The sequence below is a fragment of the Priestia sp. TRN 1309 genome (genome assembly GCF_050846875.1).
Taxonomy (GTDB): Bacteria; Bacillota; Bacilli; order Bacillales; family Bacillaceae_H; genus Priestia; species Priestia zanthoxyli.
On the sequence record NZ_JBOZGM010000009.1, the window covers coordinates 21948 to 36446 of the forward strand.

Sequence of the window (14499 nt, forward strand, 5' to 3'; positions counted from 1 at the left end):
ATTAGTCAGCTTTTTTTAAGTGAATAAGTCCAAGTTCTAACGCACGTGTGGTAATTAAGTCATCAATTTCTTCTGGAATGTTTTCAAGTGTTCCCCATTTGTATGTCCATAAATGAGTAAATGATTGTACATAGATTGGAAAGGTTTGTTCATTTGCTTTTATGGCTTCTTCTTTAAAAAAATGAATCAGTTGTTCAGTCTTCATACTAGTCTCCTTTTTTATAATCTTGAAGAGAGAAAAAAGACAACCCAGAGGCTGTCCTTTTGCGGGTTACGCTTCAGTTGGCTTGAACGTTTTACAGTCTGTTTCATAGCTGCTTGCTGCATGTTTTCCGCTATGACTTACTACGTAAATTTCTTCTGCACTGCAGTGATTTCCATTTTTCCAAAAGTGACAGTTATTTACTTCACAAAGAATGTTTTGTTCCAACGTTAACCCTCCTTTGTATGTGATAGCTATAGTATGGTCAAAATTCAACTAACTTATAAGAAAGGTGGTAGACTTTCATTTTAATTGAGAATTTTTATCAATTAAACATTGACAAAGAGAATCATTCTCAATTAAACTGTATATATAGTAAAGAATACAGGTTGTTGTCAAATCATTAAATGAATAATTAATTGGGAGGGAACAAACATGTCATCAGTCATGGTTGTAGGAGGAGACAGGTTAAAGCATATTACAGATCGTCTAGCGGGAGAAGGGTTTAATGAAGTAATTCATTTAGATGGCCGTAAAAGCAATATGGTGAAGCGAGAAATTCCCGAACATATTGGGTTTGTATTAGTTATTACGGATTTTATTAATCACAATATGGCAAAAGTCATTAAAGAGAAAGCAAAAAAACAGCAAAAACCAATTTATTTCGTCAAACATTCATGGAGTGCTATTCGTAAAGTGATTGAGCAAATTTCATGATTTAATTTTTGATCATTATTGAGAATGAATTTCAATTAGGGTGGTGAGACATAGATGGAACCGATGAAAGTGCATATAAAGACACTCTCCAATAACCACATCGAACAATTTATTCGATGTCCGTACAAATTTTATCAGCAGCAGCTTCTTTTGAAAAAGACATCTATAGATTGGAAACAGCATGTTCAAGTAACCGTCCATCAAATCATTAAAACATACTATAGCAAGCCAGTTGAGTATCGCTCAAACCTCTATGTTTTACAGCTTATTGAAAAATATTGGCGTCTAAAGCCAAATATGTTTTCATCACCCATTCACTATTACGATGTGTTAGCTAAAGTAAGTGATTATTTACTGAGGTTTTTAGGCGAGAAAACACATGTGGAGCTACCACTTTTTGTGTTTGAGAAATACAGCGTTTATGTAGAAGAAATTCAAAGCAACCTTTCTCTGACCATTGATTTTGCTGCATGGACAGAGAAGTCTTATACGGTAACAAAATTCATTCTAGATGACCATGAAGAAGTGAAGAACGCAATGAAAGACTTTATTATCGTTTTTTCGAAACAAGCTTTTAAAAAGGTTCCTGAACAAATTCGTTTTTATTCATTATTAACCGGAGAAACAACAACTTATTATATTGCAACAGGCGATTATGAAAAAGCCATACTTCAACTACATATTGTCAAAAGTGTGTTAATGGAACCAAAACATTTTCAAAAGAACTATGCATCCAGTGAGTGTAAAAACTGTCCTCTTAAGCAAGAATGTGATGAAGAAGGGGATGTGCGGCCCACACTGCTGGTGTAAAGGAGCGTCATTTACATGAAGGAAATCTTACTAGCTTATGCGAGTATGTCAGGCAACACAGAAGCAATAGCCGATTTGATCGAAGAAGAATTAGTCAAGCATGGATTGCATGTGAAACGAGCAGAAGTATATGACATTGATGCTTCGGACCTTGTATTGGCAGAATCTATTATCTTTGGAGCTTATACGTGGGGAGATGGAGAGCTGCCAGATGATTTTTTAGATCTTTATGATGAAATGGATGATATAGATCTCAGTCAAAAGCAGATGGCTGTATTTGGTTCAGGTGATTCATCATATGATGTTTTTTGCGGAGCAGTTGATTTAATTGAAGAAAAAATAAAGGGACGCAACGGAAATATAGCTGTTCCTGGTTTGAAAATCGAGCTTTCTCCCTTTGGAGAAGATGTAGAAAAATGTAAGGTATTTGCTAAAGACTTTGCTGAAGTAGTGGCAAAATCTGCTGCTTCATAAGAAAACCCGGTCAAGTGCTGACCGGGTTTTTAATATGGCTTCTTTTTGCTGTATTCTTTATTATCTTTCATAAATAGACGCCAGAAATAAAAGAATCCAGGAAATAAAATCGCAAAGCCAACAATATACACAATAAATAACGAATGGAACGCATCGGGATGTGTAAATCCATTCTCAATCGTTACGTTTGGATACACGACATACGGTAAATGACTTCGTCCGTATACGTAACTTGCTAAGAAATATTGAAGGACGATTGATACCACGGCTAAACGAGGCATTCCTTTTCCTTTTTGAGAAGGCAGCAGCAGAGCAATACCAGCTACTACAAATAGACCTACAGACCCGTAAAGAAGAGGCTTAAACTGCATCATTTTATCATATAACCAGCTGGCTTCTGATTGCATTGTAATCATAATAAAGATAGCCATTAGCAGTGAAAGAGGTCCTGTAATGAGCGCATCGCGCCGATAGACCGCATAAGCTTCCATTTCGTCAGATGACTTCGAGTAATCTGCTAATAAAAGAGACGACAGAAACAGGGAAGAGGTAATGGCAAAACCAATAAATGAATAGACGTGCGGACTTGAAAACACTCTTGCTAAATTTAATCGCTGCGTTCCGTCAATTACATCAATAAATCCACCTTGACTTACGGGCAGTACGGCGATTAAAAAAGCAGGAATTAATACACCAGATATACCAGATACATAAACCAACGCTCTCCGATATTTGAAGCTGCCAGCATAGTGTGAAAACACTAAAAATCCGCTTCGAATAGATAAGAGAAGTAAAATGATACTCCCCGGTACTAGTAGCACTGTTCCAAGCGTAAATGTAGCTCGCGGAAAAAAGCTAAACAGCGCAACAACAATCGCAACGATAAATACATTGGTTACTTCCCAAGTAGGCGATAGATATCTGTTTGCTACATCTGTAGCATTTGTTTTCGTACGGTTAATATAGACCATCGACCAAAAACCAGCTCCAAAGTCCATCGTTCCCATTACAGCATAGATAAAAATGAAGCCCCATATTACAGTAATTGCTAGTAATGAATCACCCATATTCTCACATCCTTTTTAATCTGCTTGCGCAGCAAGCTCTTTAGAAAGCGGATTTCGTCTAAAATAAAACACCAGTACAAGGGCGACTGCGGCCACGAGTACGATATAAACAAGCAAAAACAAGAAAAATAAAATATGCAAATTAGCAGAAGTAGTAACGGCTTCTGATGTACGCATGATGCGGTAAATGACCCAGGGTTGTCTGCCTGTACATGCGAAAATCCATCCGAATTCAATGCCCATGATCGCGAGAGGGCCCGTTGCGACAAATGCCCACATGAAAACTTTAGGGAAGCTTTTCTTCTTTAAAAACTTGTACCAAACAACGCCCACTAGCGCCACTAAAATTAAAATCGATCCGATAATGACCATACCGTTAAACAAGGTATGCACAAAAAGCGGCGGCCAATAATCTCTAGGGAAGTCATTGAGTCCAGTAATCACTGTATTAAAGCTATTACCTGACAAGAAGCTGAGCATCCACGGAAACTCAATGCCATACTTGACTCGCTGTTCTTTTTCATCTGTAAATCCGCCTAAAGCTAATGGCGCATGATCTTGCGTTTCAAATAGACCTTCAGCTGCTGCAAGTTTTTCGGGTTGATATTCGTATACTTTTTGCATCGATTCATGTCCATTCAAAGCTGTTACAAAAGAAAAAATCCCGCCGATTACTAATCCCATCATCAATGCTTTATGATGAAATTTATATTCTCTTGGATTATGTTTTCGCGCACGAAGCATTTTAAAGGCAGCGACTGAAGCAATGACAAAGCCTCCTGTTGTATAAGCAGAAACGGCTACGTGACCGGACGTTACAAAGAAACTCGGATTAAAGAAAGCTGCCCAAGGATCTACGCTTACAATTTCGCCATTTAAAATTCGAAAGCCAGCAGGTGTTCCTTCAAATGCGTGCACGTTTGTAATTAAAACGGCAGAGGCAAGAGCGCCTATTGCTACTAAAATGAGACTGATAATCCTCATTTTTCGAGAAATACGGTCCGCTGCGTATACGTAAATAGAGAGAAAAAGAGCCTCAATAAAGAAAGCATAAATTTCAATTTGAAAAGGAAGAGCCATCACTTTTCCTACGATTTCCATAAAACCCGGCCAAAGCAACGCTAATTGCACACCAGCAATCGTTCCCGTAGGAATAGCGACTCCAAGCAGGACAGCAGCTCCTTTTGTCCAGCGCTGTGCCATAAGTTCATAATCTTTATCTTTTGTTTTGTAGTAAAGAATTTCAGCCAATAAAATCATGAGAGGAATGCCGACGCCAAGAGTGGCAAAAATGATATGTACTCCCATGTTCAGACCAAACATTGAACGTGCAGTAACTAAATGATCCATTCATTTTTCAACCTTTCCAGTAAAGTATTGATAAACCTTATTGTCCACTTTTTACCACGCTTTATGCATCAGAATTGGTAAAACATATAACTTGAAAATAGTAATCATTACGATTATAATAAGTATATATTGTTTTAAAGGAGAGATATTTAATGAAAACAAATATTCATCCAGACTATCGTAAAGTTGTGTTTATGGATACAAATAGCGGAACATCATTTTTATCAGGATCTACAAAACAATCAAATGAGACCGTCCAATGGGAAGATGGCAACACATATCCGCTTTTAAAAGTTGAAATTAGTTCGGATACACATCCATTTTATACAGGAAAACAAAAATTTGCTGATAAAGGCGGCCGTGTGGAACGCTTTAAGCAAAAATATAAATTACAATAAAAAAACTAGCCGAGAGGCTAGTTTTTTTATTAATATAATGCTTTTTTCAACGTATCAATGTTGTGTTGCATAATGGAGAAATAATCTTCTTTATTTTTAACATCGTTTTTCGTTAATGACTCTAAGTTATGAAGTGTTAAAGCTTGAGCTCCCACTTCATTTTTTACAAGTGTAGACACTTTAGGCTTTAAATTTTGGTCAAAGATAAAGTATTTGATATGGTCTTTTTTTGCTTGTTTTACGATGTTTTCTAATTGTTTTTGAGACGGCTCATTTGTAGGAGATAAACCCGCTACGCTAATTTGCTTTAATCCGTATCGTTTTTCCCAGTAGCCGTAGGCTGCATGTGATACTAAAATTTCTTTATGAGGTGCGTCGCCAATCGTTGTTTTTAACTCTTGGTTCACATCTTCAAGCTGAGTCTTTAAGGATTGGAAGTTCTTTTCAAATTCTGCTTTTTTATCCGGTTTTAATTCAACAAGTTCATTTTTAATATTTTCTGCTAATTGAATAGCTAAAATAGGATCAAGCCAAACGTGAGGGTCTGTATCTCCGTGGTGATGCTCTTCTTCATGTGCATGTTCGTCCTCATGGGCATGCTCATCTTCAGAACTCTTTGCTAGTTCAATTCCTTTTGCAGCTTCTACTAAAGCGACATCTTCATTCTTTAGCGTAGACTGTGCTTTATCTGCAAAGCCTTCAAGCCCAATTCCTGAGTAAACGAATGCGTCCGCGTTTGCGATTTTGACCATTGTTTTTGTGGTAGGTTCAAATGAGTGAGCATCTACACCTGTTGGTAAAATGCTTTTAGCTTCTACATATTTTCCACCGATTTTTTCAGTGAAATCCTGTAAAGGGTAAATTGTTGTGTAAACTTCTAATTTTTTATTTTTATTATCAGATGCGTTATTTGCACTGCTTGAACTGCACCCTGCAAGGGCTGTTCCAATTCCTAATGCCAGCACCATTAAAAGTGGTTTGAATTTCATTATGTTGCTCCTTCCGTTCGTATCGTAACCATTTATGACCTATGTTATTATATCGTAATTATTACGATTTGAAAACTAAAAATTTACGCACTTACTGTAAACTTAGGAAGGGGGTCTTTGAAAGTAGCCCAATCTTGATTCATTTCCTCATTTGTCAGCAAACAGTGGTCTAAAGTTTCAATTATTTCAGCTTTGTTCATATCAATACCAATGAATACAAGTTCGTTAATACGGTCTCCAAATTGTTCATCCCATTTTGCTCGTAATTCAGGTTCTTCCTTTAAGGTTTGTTCCCTTTCCTCTGCTGTGTACGTTGCGACCCATTCACCCGCTCCTTGAATCATAATGGACGTACCTGCTTGAGAAAGAAGTCCTGCCATATGGTTACGTGAAGCAAGCCAGAAAAATCCTTTTGCACGTACAATATCAACCGGCCAGTCCTCTAACCATTTCATAAAGCGTTCAGGATGAAGGGGACGATTCCTTCTATATACAAAAGAAGAAATACCAAACTCTTCTGTTTCAGGCGTATGGTGTTCTTCATTTAATTCTTTAATCCATCCGGCTCCTTGACTAGCTTTTTCAAAGTCGAATAAGTCGGTATGAAGTATGGTTTCAAGTTTTACCTCACTATTAATTGTTTGGATAACAGTGGCCTCTGAGTTTAATTTGTGAAGAACAGCCTGCAGCTCATCTGCATCATCTTTTGTTAACAAATCAACTTTGTTTAATAAAATGACGTTTGCAAATTCAATTTGATCGATTAATAAATCAACCACTTCTCTTTTATCGTTTTCATCCGTTCCTTCTTTGCGGTCTAATAAGCTTTCGCCTGATGAAAAGTCTTCCCAAAAGCGATTAGCATCTACTACAGTGACCATCGTATCTAATGAACATTTCTGAGTTAAATCAATGCCAAGCTCTTCATCAATATAAGTAAATGTTTGAGCAACAGGGATAGGTTCGCTGATTCCGGAAGATTCAATGACAATATAATCAATATCATCATTGTCAGCGAGGCGTTCTACCTCTTTCATTAAATCATCTCGAAGCGTACAGCAAATACAGCCATTTTGCATTTCAACAAGTTTTTCTTCTGTTCGAGAAAATCCGCCTTGTTTAACTAAGTCTGCATCAATATTTACTTCGCTCATGTCATTGACAATGACCGCGACCTTTAAACCTTCTTTATTTTTTAAAATATGGTTCAAAAGAGTTGTTTTACCTGACCCAAGGTATCCGCTTAAAACGGTAACGGAAATTTTTTTCACTGTTATAACCTACTTTCTTGTCTTTAAATAATAATGATTACGATTTAACACTTTTCATCTTATAGGAAAAAGTATTATAATACAAGAAAGAATTTTTTTTATGAAGGAGAAGACAGCAAATGAGCTTATTACAAGATGTTTTAGAATTCAACAAAAAATTTGTAGAAGAAAAGAAGTATGAACTTTACGAAACAAGCAAATTCCCTAATAAAAAAATGGTTATTTTATCGTGTATGGACACAAGATTGGTAGAATTGCTTCCGCACGCTTTAAATCTGCGTAACGGAGACGTGAAAATTGTTAAAAATGCAGGAGCACTTGTTTCACATCCATTTGGAAGTATTATGCGAAGCATTTTAGTAGCTGTGTACGAGCTACAAGCTGATGAGGTATGTGTAATTGGTCACCATGACTGCGGAGCAGGTAAACTTCAGGCGGAACCTTTTTTAGAGAAAGTAAGAGCAAAAGGAATCTCAGATGAAGTGATTAATACCATTGAATATTCTATGGACTTGAAAAAATGGTTAACGGGTTTTGATTCAGTAGAAGAGACTGTTCAGCATAGTGTAGAGACAATTCGTAATCATCCTCTATTTTCAAAAGATACTCCTGTACATGGACTAGTTATTGATCCAAATACAGGAAAGCTAGATGTTGTTGTAAATGGGTATGAAGCAATCGAAAACAACTAAAGCTTAGTGTAATTTTTTCTCAGGTACTTCATCGATGCCACCCGGATGGAACGGGTGGCATTTTAAAATGCGTTTTATAGTCAAATAAGATCCCTTTACGGCACCAAAGCGTTTAATGGATTCAACTCCGTACTGGGAGCAAGTAGGGTAAAACCGGCACCTTGCCGGAAGAAAAGGCGAAATTCCTTTTTGATATCCTTTTATAAGTAAAAGCAAAAGCTTTGCAATCATTTATTATCACGTTCTTTCTTTCGTGTTTGCTCATACTATAAGGGATAGAAGGAATAAAAAGCAACTAAAAGAAATAAAGGTTATTAAATGGATGAAATATATCGGAATTGCATGTTATGATAGGTGAAAGAAGAAAAAAGGAGTGGTATTATGCCATCAGTAGAAAGTTTTGAGCTAGATCATAATGCGGTTAAAGCACCTTACGTAAGACACTGCGGTGTTCACAAAGTGGGAAGCGACGGCGTTGTAAATAAATTCGATATTCGTTTTTGCCAACCAAACAAACAAGCAATGAAGCCGGACGTTATTCATACGTTAGAGCATTTATTAGCTTTTAATATTCGTACTCATGTAGAAAAATACGATCACTTTGATATTATTGATATTTCGCCTATGGGATGTCAAACTGGGTACTACTTAGTAGTGAGCGGCGAGCCAACTGTACGTGAAATCATTGACTTGTTAGACGATACGTTAAAAGATGCAATTAATATTACTGAAATTCCAGCAGCAAACGAAAAGCAGTGTGGTCAAGCGAAACTTCACGATTTAGAAGGAGCAAAACGCTTAATGAAGTTCTGGTTAGAACAGGACAAAGAAGATTTAGAAAAAGTATTTGGCTAAAAATAAGCAGTCCGCTGGGCTGCTTATTTTATTTGGAAAAGATAAATGATTAAAGAAAGGGAAATGTCTCTTTTTATGAAAAAAATGTTTTAATCAACTAAAAAAGGGTACAACTATACTATACAAAGAGTTCACAAAGGAGCGAAAAACATGGCAGCAAATGTAAATGAAATTGTTAATAAACAAGTGGCAAACTTTAGTGTAATGTACATAAAACTTCATAATTTTCATTGGTACGTGAAAGGTGAACAATTCTTCACTCTTCATGAAAAGTTTGAAGAGCTGTATACGGAAACAGCTACAATTATTGATGACCTTGCAGAACGCCTCTTAGCATTAGAAGGAAAACCTGTGGCAACAATGAAAGAATCGTTAGAACTTTCTTCTATTAAAGAAGCGGATGGAAGCGAAACGGCTAAAGACATGGTTGCTTCTTTAGTAAGCGATTTTGATACGCTAACTGCTGAATTAAAAGAAGGAATGGATGCAGCCGGTGAAGCGGGCGACGAAACAACAGGAGACATGCTGTTAGCCATTCATCAAAGCTTAGAAAAACATACGTGGATGTTAAAATCATTCCTAGGCAAGTAAGTAAAACCTGCGAGTACTCGCAGGTTTTTTTATGATAAGATGGACGAACACTTTTTTTTCACTGGCATATACTGTAGGGATATGACTGCTTATGACTGCTGAAAGGGTGAAAAAAGTGGATATGCAGAAGCTTTCTGTCTTAATAATCTCAAGTTTAGGTTCACTGGCTTTTTTTTTATTTGGAGAGTGGGACTATTTACTAATGGCTTTAGTAGCATTAGTGGCAATGGATTACTTGACGGGTACAATTGCAGCTTTTATAAATAAACGTTTATCTAGCAAAGTAGGTTTTAAAGGAATTGCCAAAAAGATTTTTATTTTTGCCATGATTGCTGTAGCAAACTTTATCGATTCTGTATTTTGGGAAAACGGTCATATTATTCGAGATGGAGCTATTTTGTTCTATATTTTAAACGAAATGATTTCAATTACAGAAAACGCAAGAATTGTAGGGGTTCCGATTCCAGAGCCGTTAAAAAAAGCAATAGCGATTTTAAAAGAACGCTTTAAATCGTAGAGTGTATAAAAAAAGAATAAGATACACATAAGAAAGATAAGTTGGCACTAGAAAGAAGGAGCTGAATATCTTTCATGACAAAAAAATATTATGTATCTCTGAGTTCAGGAGAAATCAATCAGTCAAATACTGCTTCAGATTGGAATTATGCGATTGAAGCAACAGATGAAGAAGTGGAGCAGCTGAGAATCTATTTAGATCAGCGCGCTTCAAGCGATTGGTCAAGCTTTTGGCGATCACATATTCCGTATCTGGAATATCATCATGATTCTCAAAATGATATGTACGATAAAACAACAGTTGAGATATATGCCATGCTTTATAAGCTGGGAGACGATGAAACAAAATCACATATCAAACAGATGAATATTTTATCTTCAGATAGAACGGAATAAGGGGTAAAAAGCAAAGAAAAAAAGTACGAGCATACTTTTCTTATCAGGTATGGCCGTAATGTATGATAAAATAAGGGAAAAATCAAATGGAGTTTGAGTCGACCATGTACACATTTAAGGATGCATATCATAATCAAGTATTTTTATCATTTGAAAAAAATCCATTCTCGAAAACTCCACGTCATGTTTGGGTCGTATGCAGGTATGAAAATCAATGGTTGCTAACGAATCACTCAAAACGAGGTTTAGAATTTCCCGGAGGAAAACTAGAAGGCAATGAAGTACCAGAAGAAGCAGCGGTTCGAGAAGTGTTTGAAGAAACAGGCGGAGAAGTCTCTTCTTTAACTTATATTGGTCAATATAAAGTAGTAAGTAAAGGAAAGACTATTATTAAAAACATTTATTTTGCTACGATTGGAAATGTAATTAAAAAAGAAGACTACATGGAAACAGATGGTCCCGTAATGATTGACGAACTACCTTCGGGCATTCAACAAGATGATGCGTACAGCTTCATCATGAAAGATAATGTTTTACAATATGTAATGAAATATGTAAAGCGAACATTTTTGTAAAAGCATCATATCAACGAAAATACCCCCGTTTGTACGGGGGTATTTTTTATGAGCGTCGGATCAATTTCTTTTCTAAATAAGCCACGCCTTGGTACATAATCGTAGCGAAAATGGCAATTAATAATAAGCTGAGAAGAACAAGAGTAAAGTTGAAGACTTGGAAACCATAAATAATCATATATCCAAGCCCTTTTGAAGAAACTAAAAATTCTCCTACGATGACGCCTACCCAAGATAAACCGACGTTTACTTTAAATGTGGAAATAATGGCAGGCATGGAAGCTGGAAGAATTGCTTCTTTAAAACAGCGGGTTTTCGTTGCCCCGAAGCTTTTTAGTAATTTAATATAGTTTGGATCCACTTCTTTAAAGGCTGTGTAAACGACGATGGATGTAATAATAACGGATATAATCGCTCCCATCGTTAAAATTGAGAAAAATCCTGGACCGATCGCTACTATTAAAATAGGGCCCAGCGCTACTTTAGGCATGGCGTTTAAAATAACGAGGTAAGGGTCTAATATGTTTGCAAGCCTAGTTGAATACCAAAGGGCCGTTGCAAGTAAAATACCTAGCAATGTGCCTAAAATGAAGCCAAGAACCGTTTCAAATAATGTAAAACCAATATGTTCTGCTAGCGAGCCGTCGGCAAGTTTAATTAAAAATAAATGCCACACTTTAGTAGGGGAACTGAAAATTAAAGGATCAATCCACTTTAAACGAGAAGCTAGTTCCCAGAAGCTAAAAAAGGCTAAAAAAATGACCATCTGCACGCTCAGTACTAATCGTTTTTCGCCCCGAACCTTGCGAAGGTAGCTTTCGTGAAGAGTATCTAGGGAGCTAGTGGGTTTCAAGTTGATCAAGCTCCTTCCATATGTCCATAAATAAATCGTTATAGACAGGATGCTGTCGTGCTTCAAACGGAGAGAGGGTTCGTAAAATAGAAGGAACCGTAAATGTTTTTGCGATCTTCCCCGGCTTGGCTGAGAATAAAAAGATTCGGCTGCTCATAGCAATGGCTTCGCCGATATCGTGCGTGACCAAAACGGCCGTTTTTTGATAGGTCATCAGTGTTTTGGAGACAAGTTCTTCAAGCTTGAGTTTTGTTTGAAAATCAAGTGCTGAAAAAGGCTCATCCAAGAGTAAAATAGCGGGGTCAATGGCAAGTGTTCGGACTAAAGCGACGCGTTGTCTCATGCCTCCGGATAACTGGTGCGGATATAGGTCATCTACGTCCTGTAAACCAATTTCTTTTAGAAGTGAAAGTGCTTTACTCTCTGTTTTATCTGTTAGCTGTCCGCGAATTTCAAGCCCAAGTAAAATATTTTCTTTAATGGTTTTCCACGGAAACAAATAATCTTGTTGAAGCATATAACCGATGTTTGGGACTGATGTTCCGATATTTTCACCGTCTATTGTGACAGAGCCGGACGTTGGTTCAATCAAGCCTGCAATAATCGATAGAAGCGTCGTTTTTCCACATCCGCTTGGGCCGAGAAAGGAAACGAATTCTCCTTCTTCAATAGACAAATTAATATGTTCAAGTGCAGTGGTAGCAGACTTTGTCGTAAGGTACATATGTTGAATATCTTGAATGTGAAGTTTTGTCATATTACTCCCTCATTGCATCTTTTGCGAATTTTGTGTTGACTAGCTTGCTGTGATCAATGTGTCTTGGAAGTTCTCCAGATTCGTCCATGATTGTTTGTAAATGATCCCACTCTTTCTCATCTAATAAAGGGTTAGTTGCAAAGGATTTTTGCGATTTATAGCGGTCAATAACAGTTTTTAGCGTGTCTTTAGGTGTATCTTCAAAATACGGTGCAACCACTTCAGCAATTTCATCTGTGCTATGTGTATTCACCCATTTTTGTGCTTTGTAAATAGCTCGAGTAAATTTAGCTGCTGCTTCAGGGTTATCTTTTAAATAGCTTTCTTTGGCCATAAATGTTGTATAAGGAACTGTTCCTGATTCTTTTCCGAAGGAAGCAACGATATGTCCTTTTCCTTGTTTCTCTAAAATACTAGCCGTTGGCTCAAATAATTGAACGTAATCTCCAGTACCAGAAGCAAAAGCATTCGCAACGTTAGCAAAATCAATGTTCTGAACGAGTTTTACATCTTTTTTAGGATCAATATTATGCTGTTTTAACACATATTCCCCTACCATTTGCGGCATGCCGCCTTTGCGTTGACCAAGAAACGTTTTGCCTTTAAGCTGATCCCATGAAAATTGATCGACCTTTTTACGTGCTACTAGAAATGTTCCGTCGGTTTGGGTTAGCTGTGCAAAGTTGATGACGGGATCACTAGACCCTTGTGCATATACGTAGATTGACGTTTCCGAGCCGACTAAGGCGACGTCGATGCCATCAGATAAAAGTGACGTCATTGTCTTATCTCCGCCCCAAGTTGTTTTTAAATCTACCTTTAGTCCTTCTTCTTCAAAAAAGCCTTTTGAAATAGCGACGTACTGGGGAGCATAAAAGATAGAGCGAGTTACTTCGCCGACACGAACCGTTTGTACAGATGTTGTTTTGCTGCAGCTAATTAGTGGAATGAGTAAAATCATAATAGCAAGCAAAGAAAAAAGCCATTTAATTGGTTTCATAAAGCAAACCTCCTTAAAGTAATAAAATATTTTATGATAATGTATGTAAAGAAGTGGAAGAAGGTGAGTGCCTATATAACTATGTGGAAAATCAAAGAAGTAGTAGTCAACGACTGAAAGTAAACCTTAGCGGAAGAAAGTAGGCTAGTTATATAAAGAATGGAGGAAAAAAATGAAAGATGGAACAATTCTTCATAAACAGCGTTTCCCATCATCAAATCCTCGCGTGACGCTGTGGGTGATTACATATGCATGTCAAGGGCTTAAGATTAAAGGAATGCTTGCAGAGCCAAAAGAAAAAGGAATGTATGACGGCTTTTTATACTTAAGAGGAGGTATTAAGAACGTAGGAACGGTTCGCCCTGCTCGACTCATTCAATTTGCTTCACAAGGTTTTATTGTGATGGCTCCGTTCTATAGGGGAAATCAAGGAGGCGAAGGAAACGAAGATTTTGCAGGAGATGATCGTTACGATGCTTTTGCTGCTTACGATTTACTGAAGCAGCTCCCTAACGTCCACCATGACCGCATTCATATTTTTGGGTTTTCACGAGGGGGAGTGATGGCTTTACTCACAGCCATTGAAAAAAAAGACAGCCGTTCTCTTGTGCTATGGGGAGGCGTCACGGATATGGTGCTGACATATGAAGAAAGAGAAGATTTAAGAAGAATGATGAAGCGGGTGATTGGAGGAACTCCTTCTAAATATCCTGAAAGATACGAATGGAGGACACCTTTGCATCGTGCTCATCTCGTCGAGCCGCCGGTCTTGCTTATTCATGGTTTAGAAGATAAAAACGTCTCAATTGATCATTCCTATCAGCTCGAATCTAAACTAAAGAAGTCCAATAAAAAAGTTACCAGCTGGTATTTTGAAAACTTTCCACATGCTTTTCCACCAAAAGAAAACCGAGAAACGGTAAAGAAGTTAACGAAGTGGATGAAAGCGCAATAAAAGATATGCTACGATAGAAAAAACAAGTAGA

21 protein-coding genes are annotated in these 14499 nt (G+C 37.2%); 11 read left to right on the plus strand and 10 right to left on the minus strand.

Annotation, left to right across the window (positions count from 1 at the left end):
* Position 1: 1 nt before the first annotated feature.
* Together ACRPLQ_RS24445 and ACRPLQ_RS24450 are read right to left on the minus strand one after the other, a co-directional pair.
* Positions 2-205, minus strand: coding sequence for a hypothetical protein (locus tag ACRPLQ_RS24445; protein WP_013059559.1), 204 nt, complete (start codon positions 203-205; stop codon positions 2-4).
* Between the two features lie 66 nt (positions 206-271).
* Positions 272-430: a DUF1540 domain-containing protein gene (locus ACRPLQ_RS24450; protein ID WP_013059558.1), complete on the minus strand. Its 159-nt coding sequence runs from the start codon at positions 428-430 to the stop codon at positions 272-274.
* A 207-nt stretch (positions 431-637) separates the two neighbouring features.
* Between ACRPLQ_RS24450 and ACRPLQ_RS24455 the strand changes: the two genes are divergently transcribed.
* From ACRPLQ_RS24455 to ACRPLQ_RS24465, 3 genes are read left to right on the plus strand one after another with little or no spacing between them, the layout of a single operon-like run.
* Positions 638-919, plus strand: coding sequence for a DUF2325 domain-containing protein (locus tag ACRPLQ_RS24455; protein WP_028411863.1), 282 nt, complete (start codon positions 638-640; stop codon positions 917-919).
* 54 nt (positions 920-973) lie between these two features.
* The gene (locus ACRPLQ_RS24460) at positions 974-1729 is read left to right on the plus strand and encodes a hypothetical protein (RefSeq protein WP_432236305.1); all 756 of its coding nucleotides are present in this window, start codon (positions 974-976) and stop codon (positions 1727-1729) included.
* Between the two features lie 15 nt (positions 1730-1744).
* Complete coding sequence (locus ACRPLQ_RS24465; protein ID WP_034271367.1) at positions 1745-2203, plus strand: flavodoxin; 459 nt, start codon at positions 1745-1747, stop codon at positions 2201-2203.
* Positions 2204-2232: 29 nt separating this feature from the next.
* On the opposite strand, the gene ACRPLQ_RS24470 is transcribed toward ACRPLQ_RS24465, so the two are convergent.
* Both ACRPLQ_RS24470 and ACRPLQ_RS24475 read right to left on the minus strand, forming a co-directional pair.
* Complete coding sequence (locus tag ACRPLQ_RS24470; protein WP_028411860.1) at positions 2233-3270, minus strand: cytochrome d ubiquinol oxidase subunit II; 1038 nt, start codon at positions 3268-3270, stop codon at positions 2233-2235.
* 15 nt (positions 3271-3285) lie between these two features.
* Complete coding sequence (locus ACRPLQ_RS24475; RefSeq protein WP_028411859.1) at positions 3286-4620, minus strand: cytochrome ubiquinol oxidase subunit I; 1335 nt, start codon at positions 4618-4620, stop codon at positions 3286-3288.
* A gap of 152 nt (positions 4621-4772) precedes the next feature.
* Here ACRPLQ_RS24475 and ACRPLQ_RS24480 point away from each other — a divergent pair, with 152 nt between their 5' ends.
* Entirely contained in the window at positions 4773-5018 is a 246-nt protein-coding gene (locus ACRPLQ_RS24480) for a type B 50S ribosomal protein L31 (RefSeq protein WP_013059552.1), read from the plus strand.
* Positions 5019-5047: 29 nt separating this feature from the next.
* Here the strand turns inward: ACRPLQ_RS24480 and ACRPLQ_RS24485 are convergent, their stop codons facing one another.
* Together ACRPLQ_RS24485 and ACRPLQ_RS24490 are read right to left on the minus strand one after the other, a co-directional pair.
* Positions 5048-6007 carry a metal ABC transporter solute-binding protein, Zn/Mn family gene (locus ACRPLQ_RS24485; RefSeq protein WP_028411857.1) on the minus strand — a complete coding sequence of 320 codons (960 nt, stop codon included), beginning with the start codon at positions 6005-6007 and terminating at the stop codon, positions 5048-5050.
* Between the two features lie 83 nt (positions 6008-6090).
* A complete protein-coding gene (locus tag ACRPLQ_RS24490; protein WP_098112338.1) occupies positions 6091-7278 on the minus strand; it encodes a GTP-binding protein in 1188 nt (395 codons plus the stop codon).
* 119 nt (positions 7279-7397) lie between these two features.
* Between ACRPLQ_RS24490 and ACRPLQ_RS24495 the strand changes: the two genes are divergently transcribed.
* Positions 7398-7970 carry a beta-class carbonic anhydrase gene (locus ACRPLQ_RS24495; RefSeq protein WP_028411855.1) on the plus strand — a complete coding sequence of 191 codons (573 nt, stop codon included), beginning with the start codon at positions 7398-7400 and terminating at the stop codon, positions 7968-7970.
* Between the two features lie 3 nt (positions 7971-7973).
* Here ACRPLQ_RS24495 and yidD read toward each other — a convergent pair whose 3' ends face one another.
* Positions 7974-8201 carry a membrane protein insertion efficiency factor YidD gene (yidD, locus tag ACRPLQ_RS24500; protein ID WP_098112337.1) on the minus strand — a complete coding sequence of 76 codons (228 nt, stop codon included), beginning with the start codon at positions 8199-8201 and terminating at the stop codon, positions 7974-7976.
* A gap of 150 nt (positions 8202-8351) precedes the next feature.
* Between yidD and ACRPLQ_RS24505 the strand changes: the two genes are divergently transcribed.
* The 5 genes from ACRPLQ_RS24505 to ytkD all read left to right on the plus strand — a co-directional run bounded on the left by ACRPLQ_RS24505 (position 8352) and on the right by ytkD (position 10903).
* Entirely contained in the window at positions 8352-8825 is a 474-nt protein-coding gene (locus tag ACRPLQ_RS24505) for an S-ribosylhomocysteine lyase (protein ID WP_013059547.1), read from the plus strand.
* A 150-nt stretch (positions 8826-8975) separates the two neighbouring features.
* Positions 8976-9416, plus strand: a complete 441-nt coding sequence (locus ACRPLQ_RS24510) for a Dps family protein (RefSeq protein WP_013059546.1) — start codon at positions 8976-8978, stop codon at positions 9414-9416.
* Between the two features lie 91 nt (positions 9417-9507).
* The gene (locus ACRPLQ_RS24515) at positions 9508-9933 is read left to right on the plus strand and encodes a phage holin family protein (protein ID WP_098112336.1); all 426 of its coding nucleotides are present in this window, start codon (positions 9508-9510) and stop codon (positions 9931-9933) included.
* Between the two features lie 74 nt (positions 9934-10007).
* Complete coding sequence (locus ACRPLQ_RS24520; RefSeq protein WP_028411854.1) at positions 10008-10328, plus strand: hypothetical protein; 321 nt, start codon at positions 10008-10010, stop codon at positions 10326-10328.
* Positions 10329-10432: 104 nt separating this feature from the next.
* The gene (ytkD, locus tag ACRPLQ_RS24525) at positions 10433-10903 is read left to right on the plus strand and encodes an RNA deprotection pyrophosphohydrolase (RefSeq protein ID WP_013059543.1); all 471 of its coding nucleotides are present in this window, start codon (positions 10433-10435) and stop codon (positions 10901-10903) included.
* A 46-nt stretch (positions 10904-10949) separates the two neighbouring features.
* Here the strand turns inward: ytkD and ACRPLQ_RS24530 are convergent, their stop codons facing one another.
* The 3 genes from ACRPLQ_RS24530 to ACRPLQ_RS24540 form a co-directional block, all read right to left on the minus strand.
* Positions 10950-11669: an ABC transporter permease gene (locus ACRPLQ_RS24530; protein ID WP_223269001.1), complete on the minus strand. Its 720-nt coding sequence runs from the start codon at positions 11667-11669 to the stop codon at positions 10950-10952.
* 73 nt (positions 11670-11742) lie between these two features.
* A complete protein-coding gene (locus ACRPLQ_RS24535; RefSeq protein WP_028411852.1) occupies positions 11743-12513 on the minus strand; it encodes an ABC transporter ATP-binding protein in 771 nt (256 codons plus the stop codon).
* Position 12514: 1 nt separating this feature from the next.
* Positions 12515-13513, minus strand: a complete 999-nt coding sequence (locus tag ACRPLQ_RS24540) for an ABC transporter substrate-binding protein (RefSeq protein ID WP_028411851.1) — start codon at positions 13511-13513, stop codon at positions 12515-12517.
* 172 nt (positions 13514-13685) lie between these two features.
* Between ACRPLQ_RS24540 and ACRPLQ_RS24545 the strand changes: the two genes are divergently transcribed.
* The gene (locus ACRPLQ_RS24545; protein ID WP_028411850.1) at positions 13686-14468 is read left to right on the plus strand and encodes an alpha/beta hydrolase family protein; all 783 of its coding nucleotides are present in this window, start codon (positions 13686-13688) and stop codon (positions 14466-14468) included.
* Positions 14469-14499: the final 31 nt, after the last annotated feature.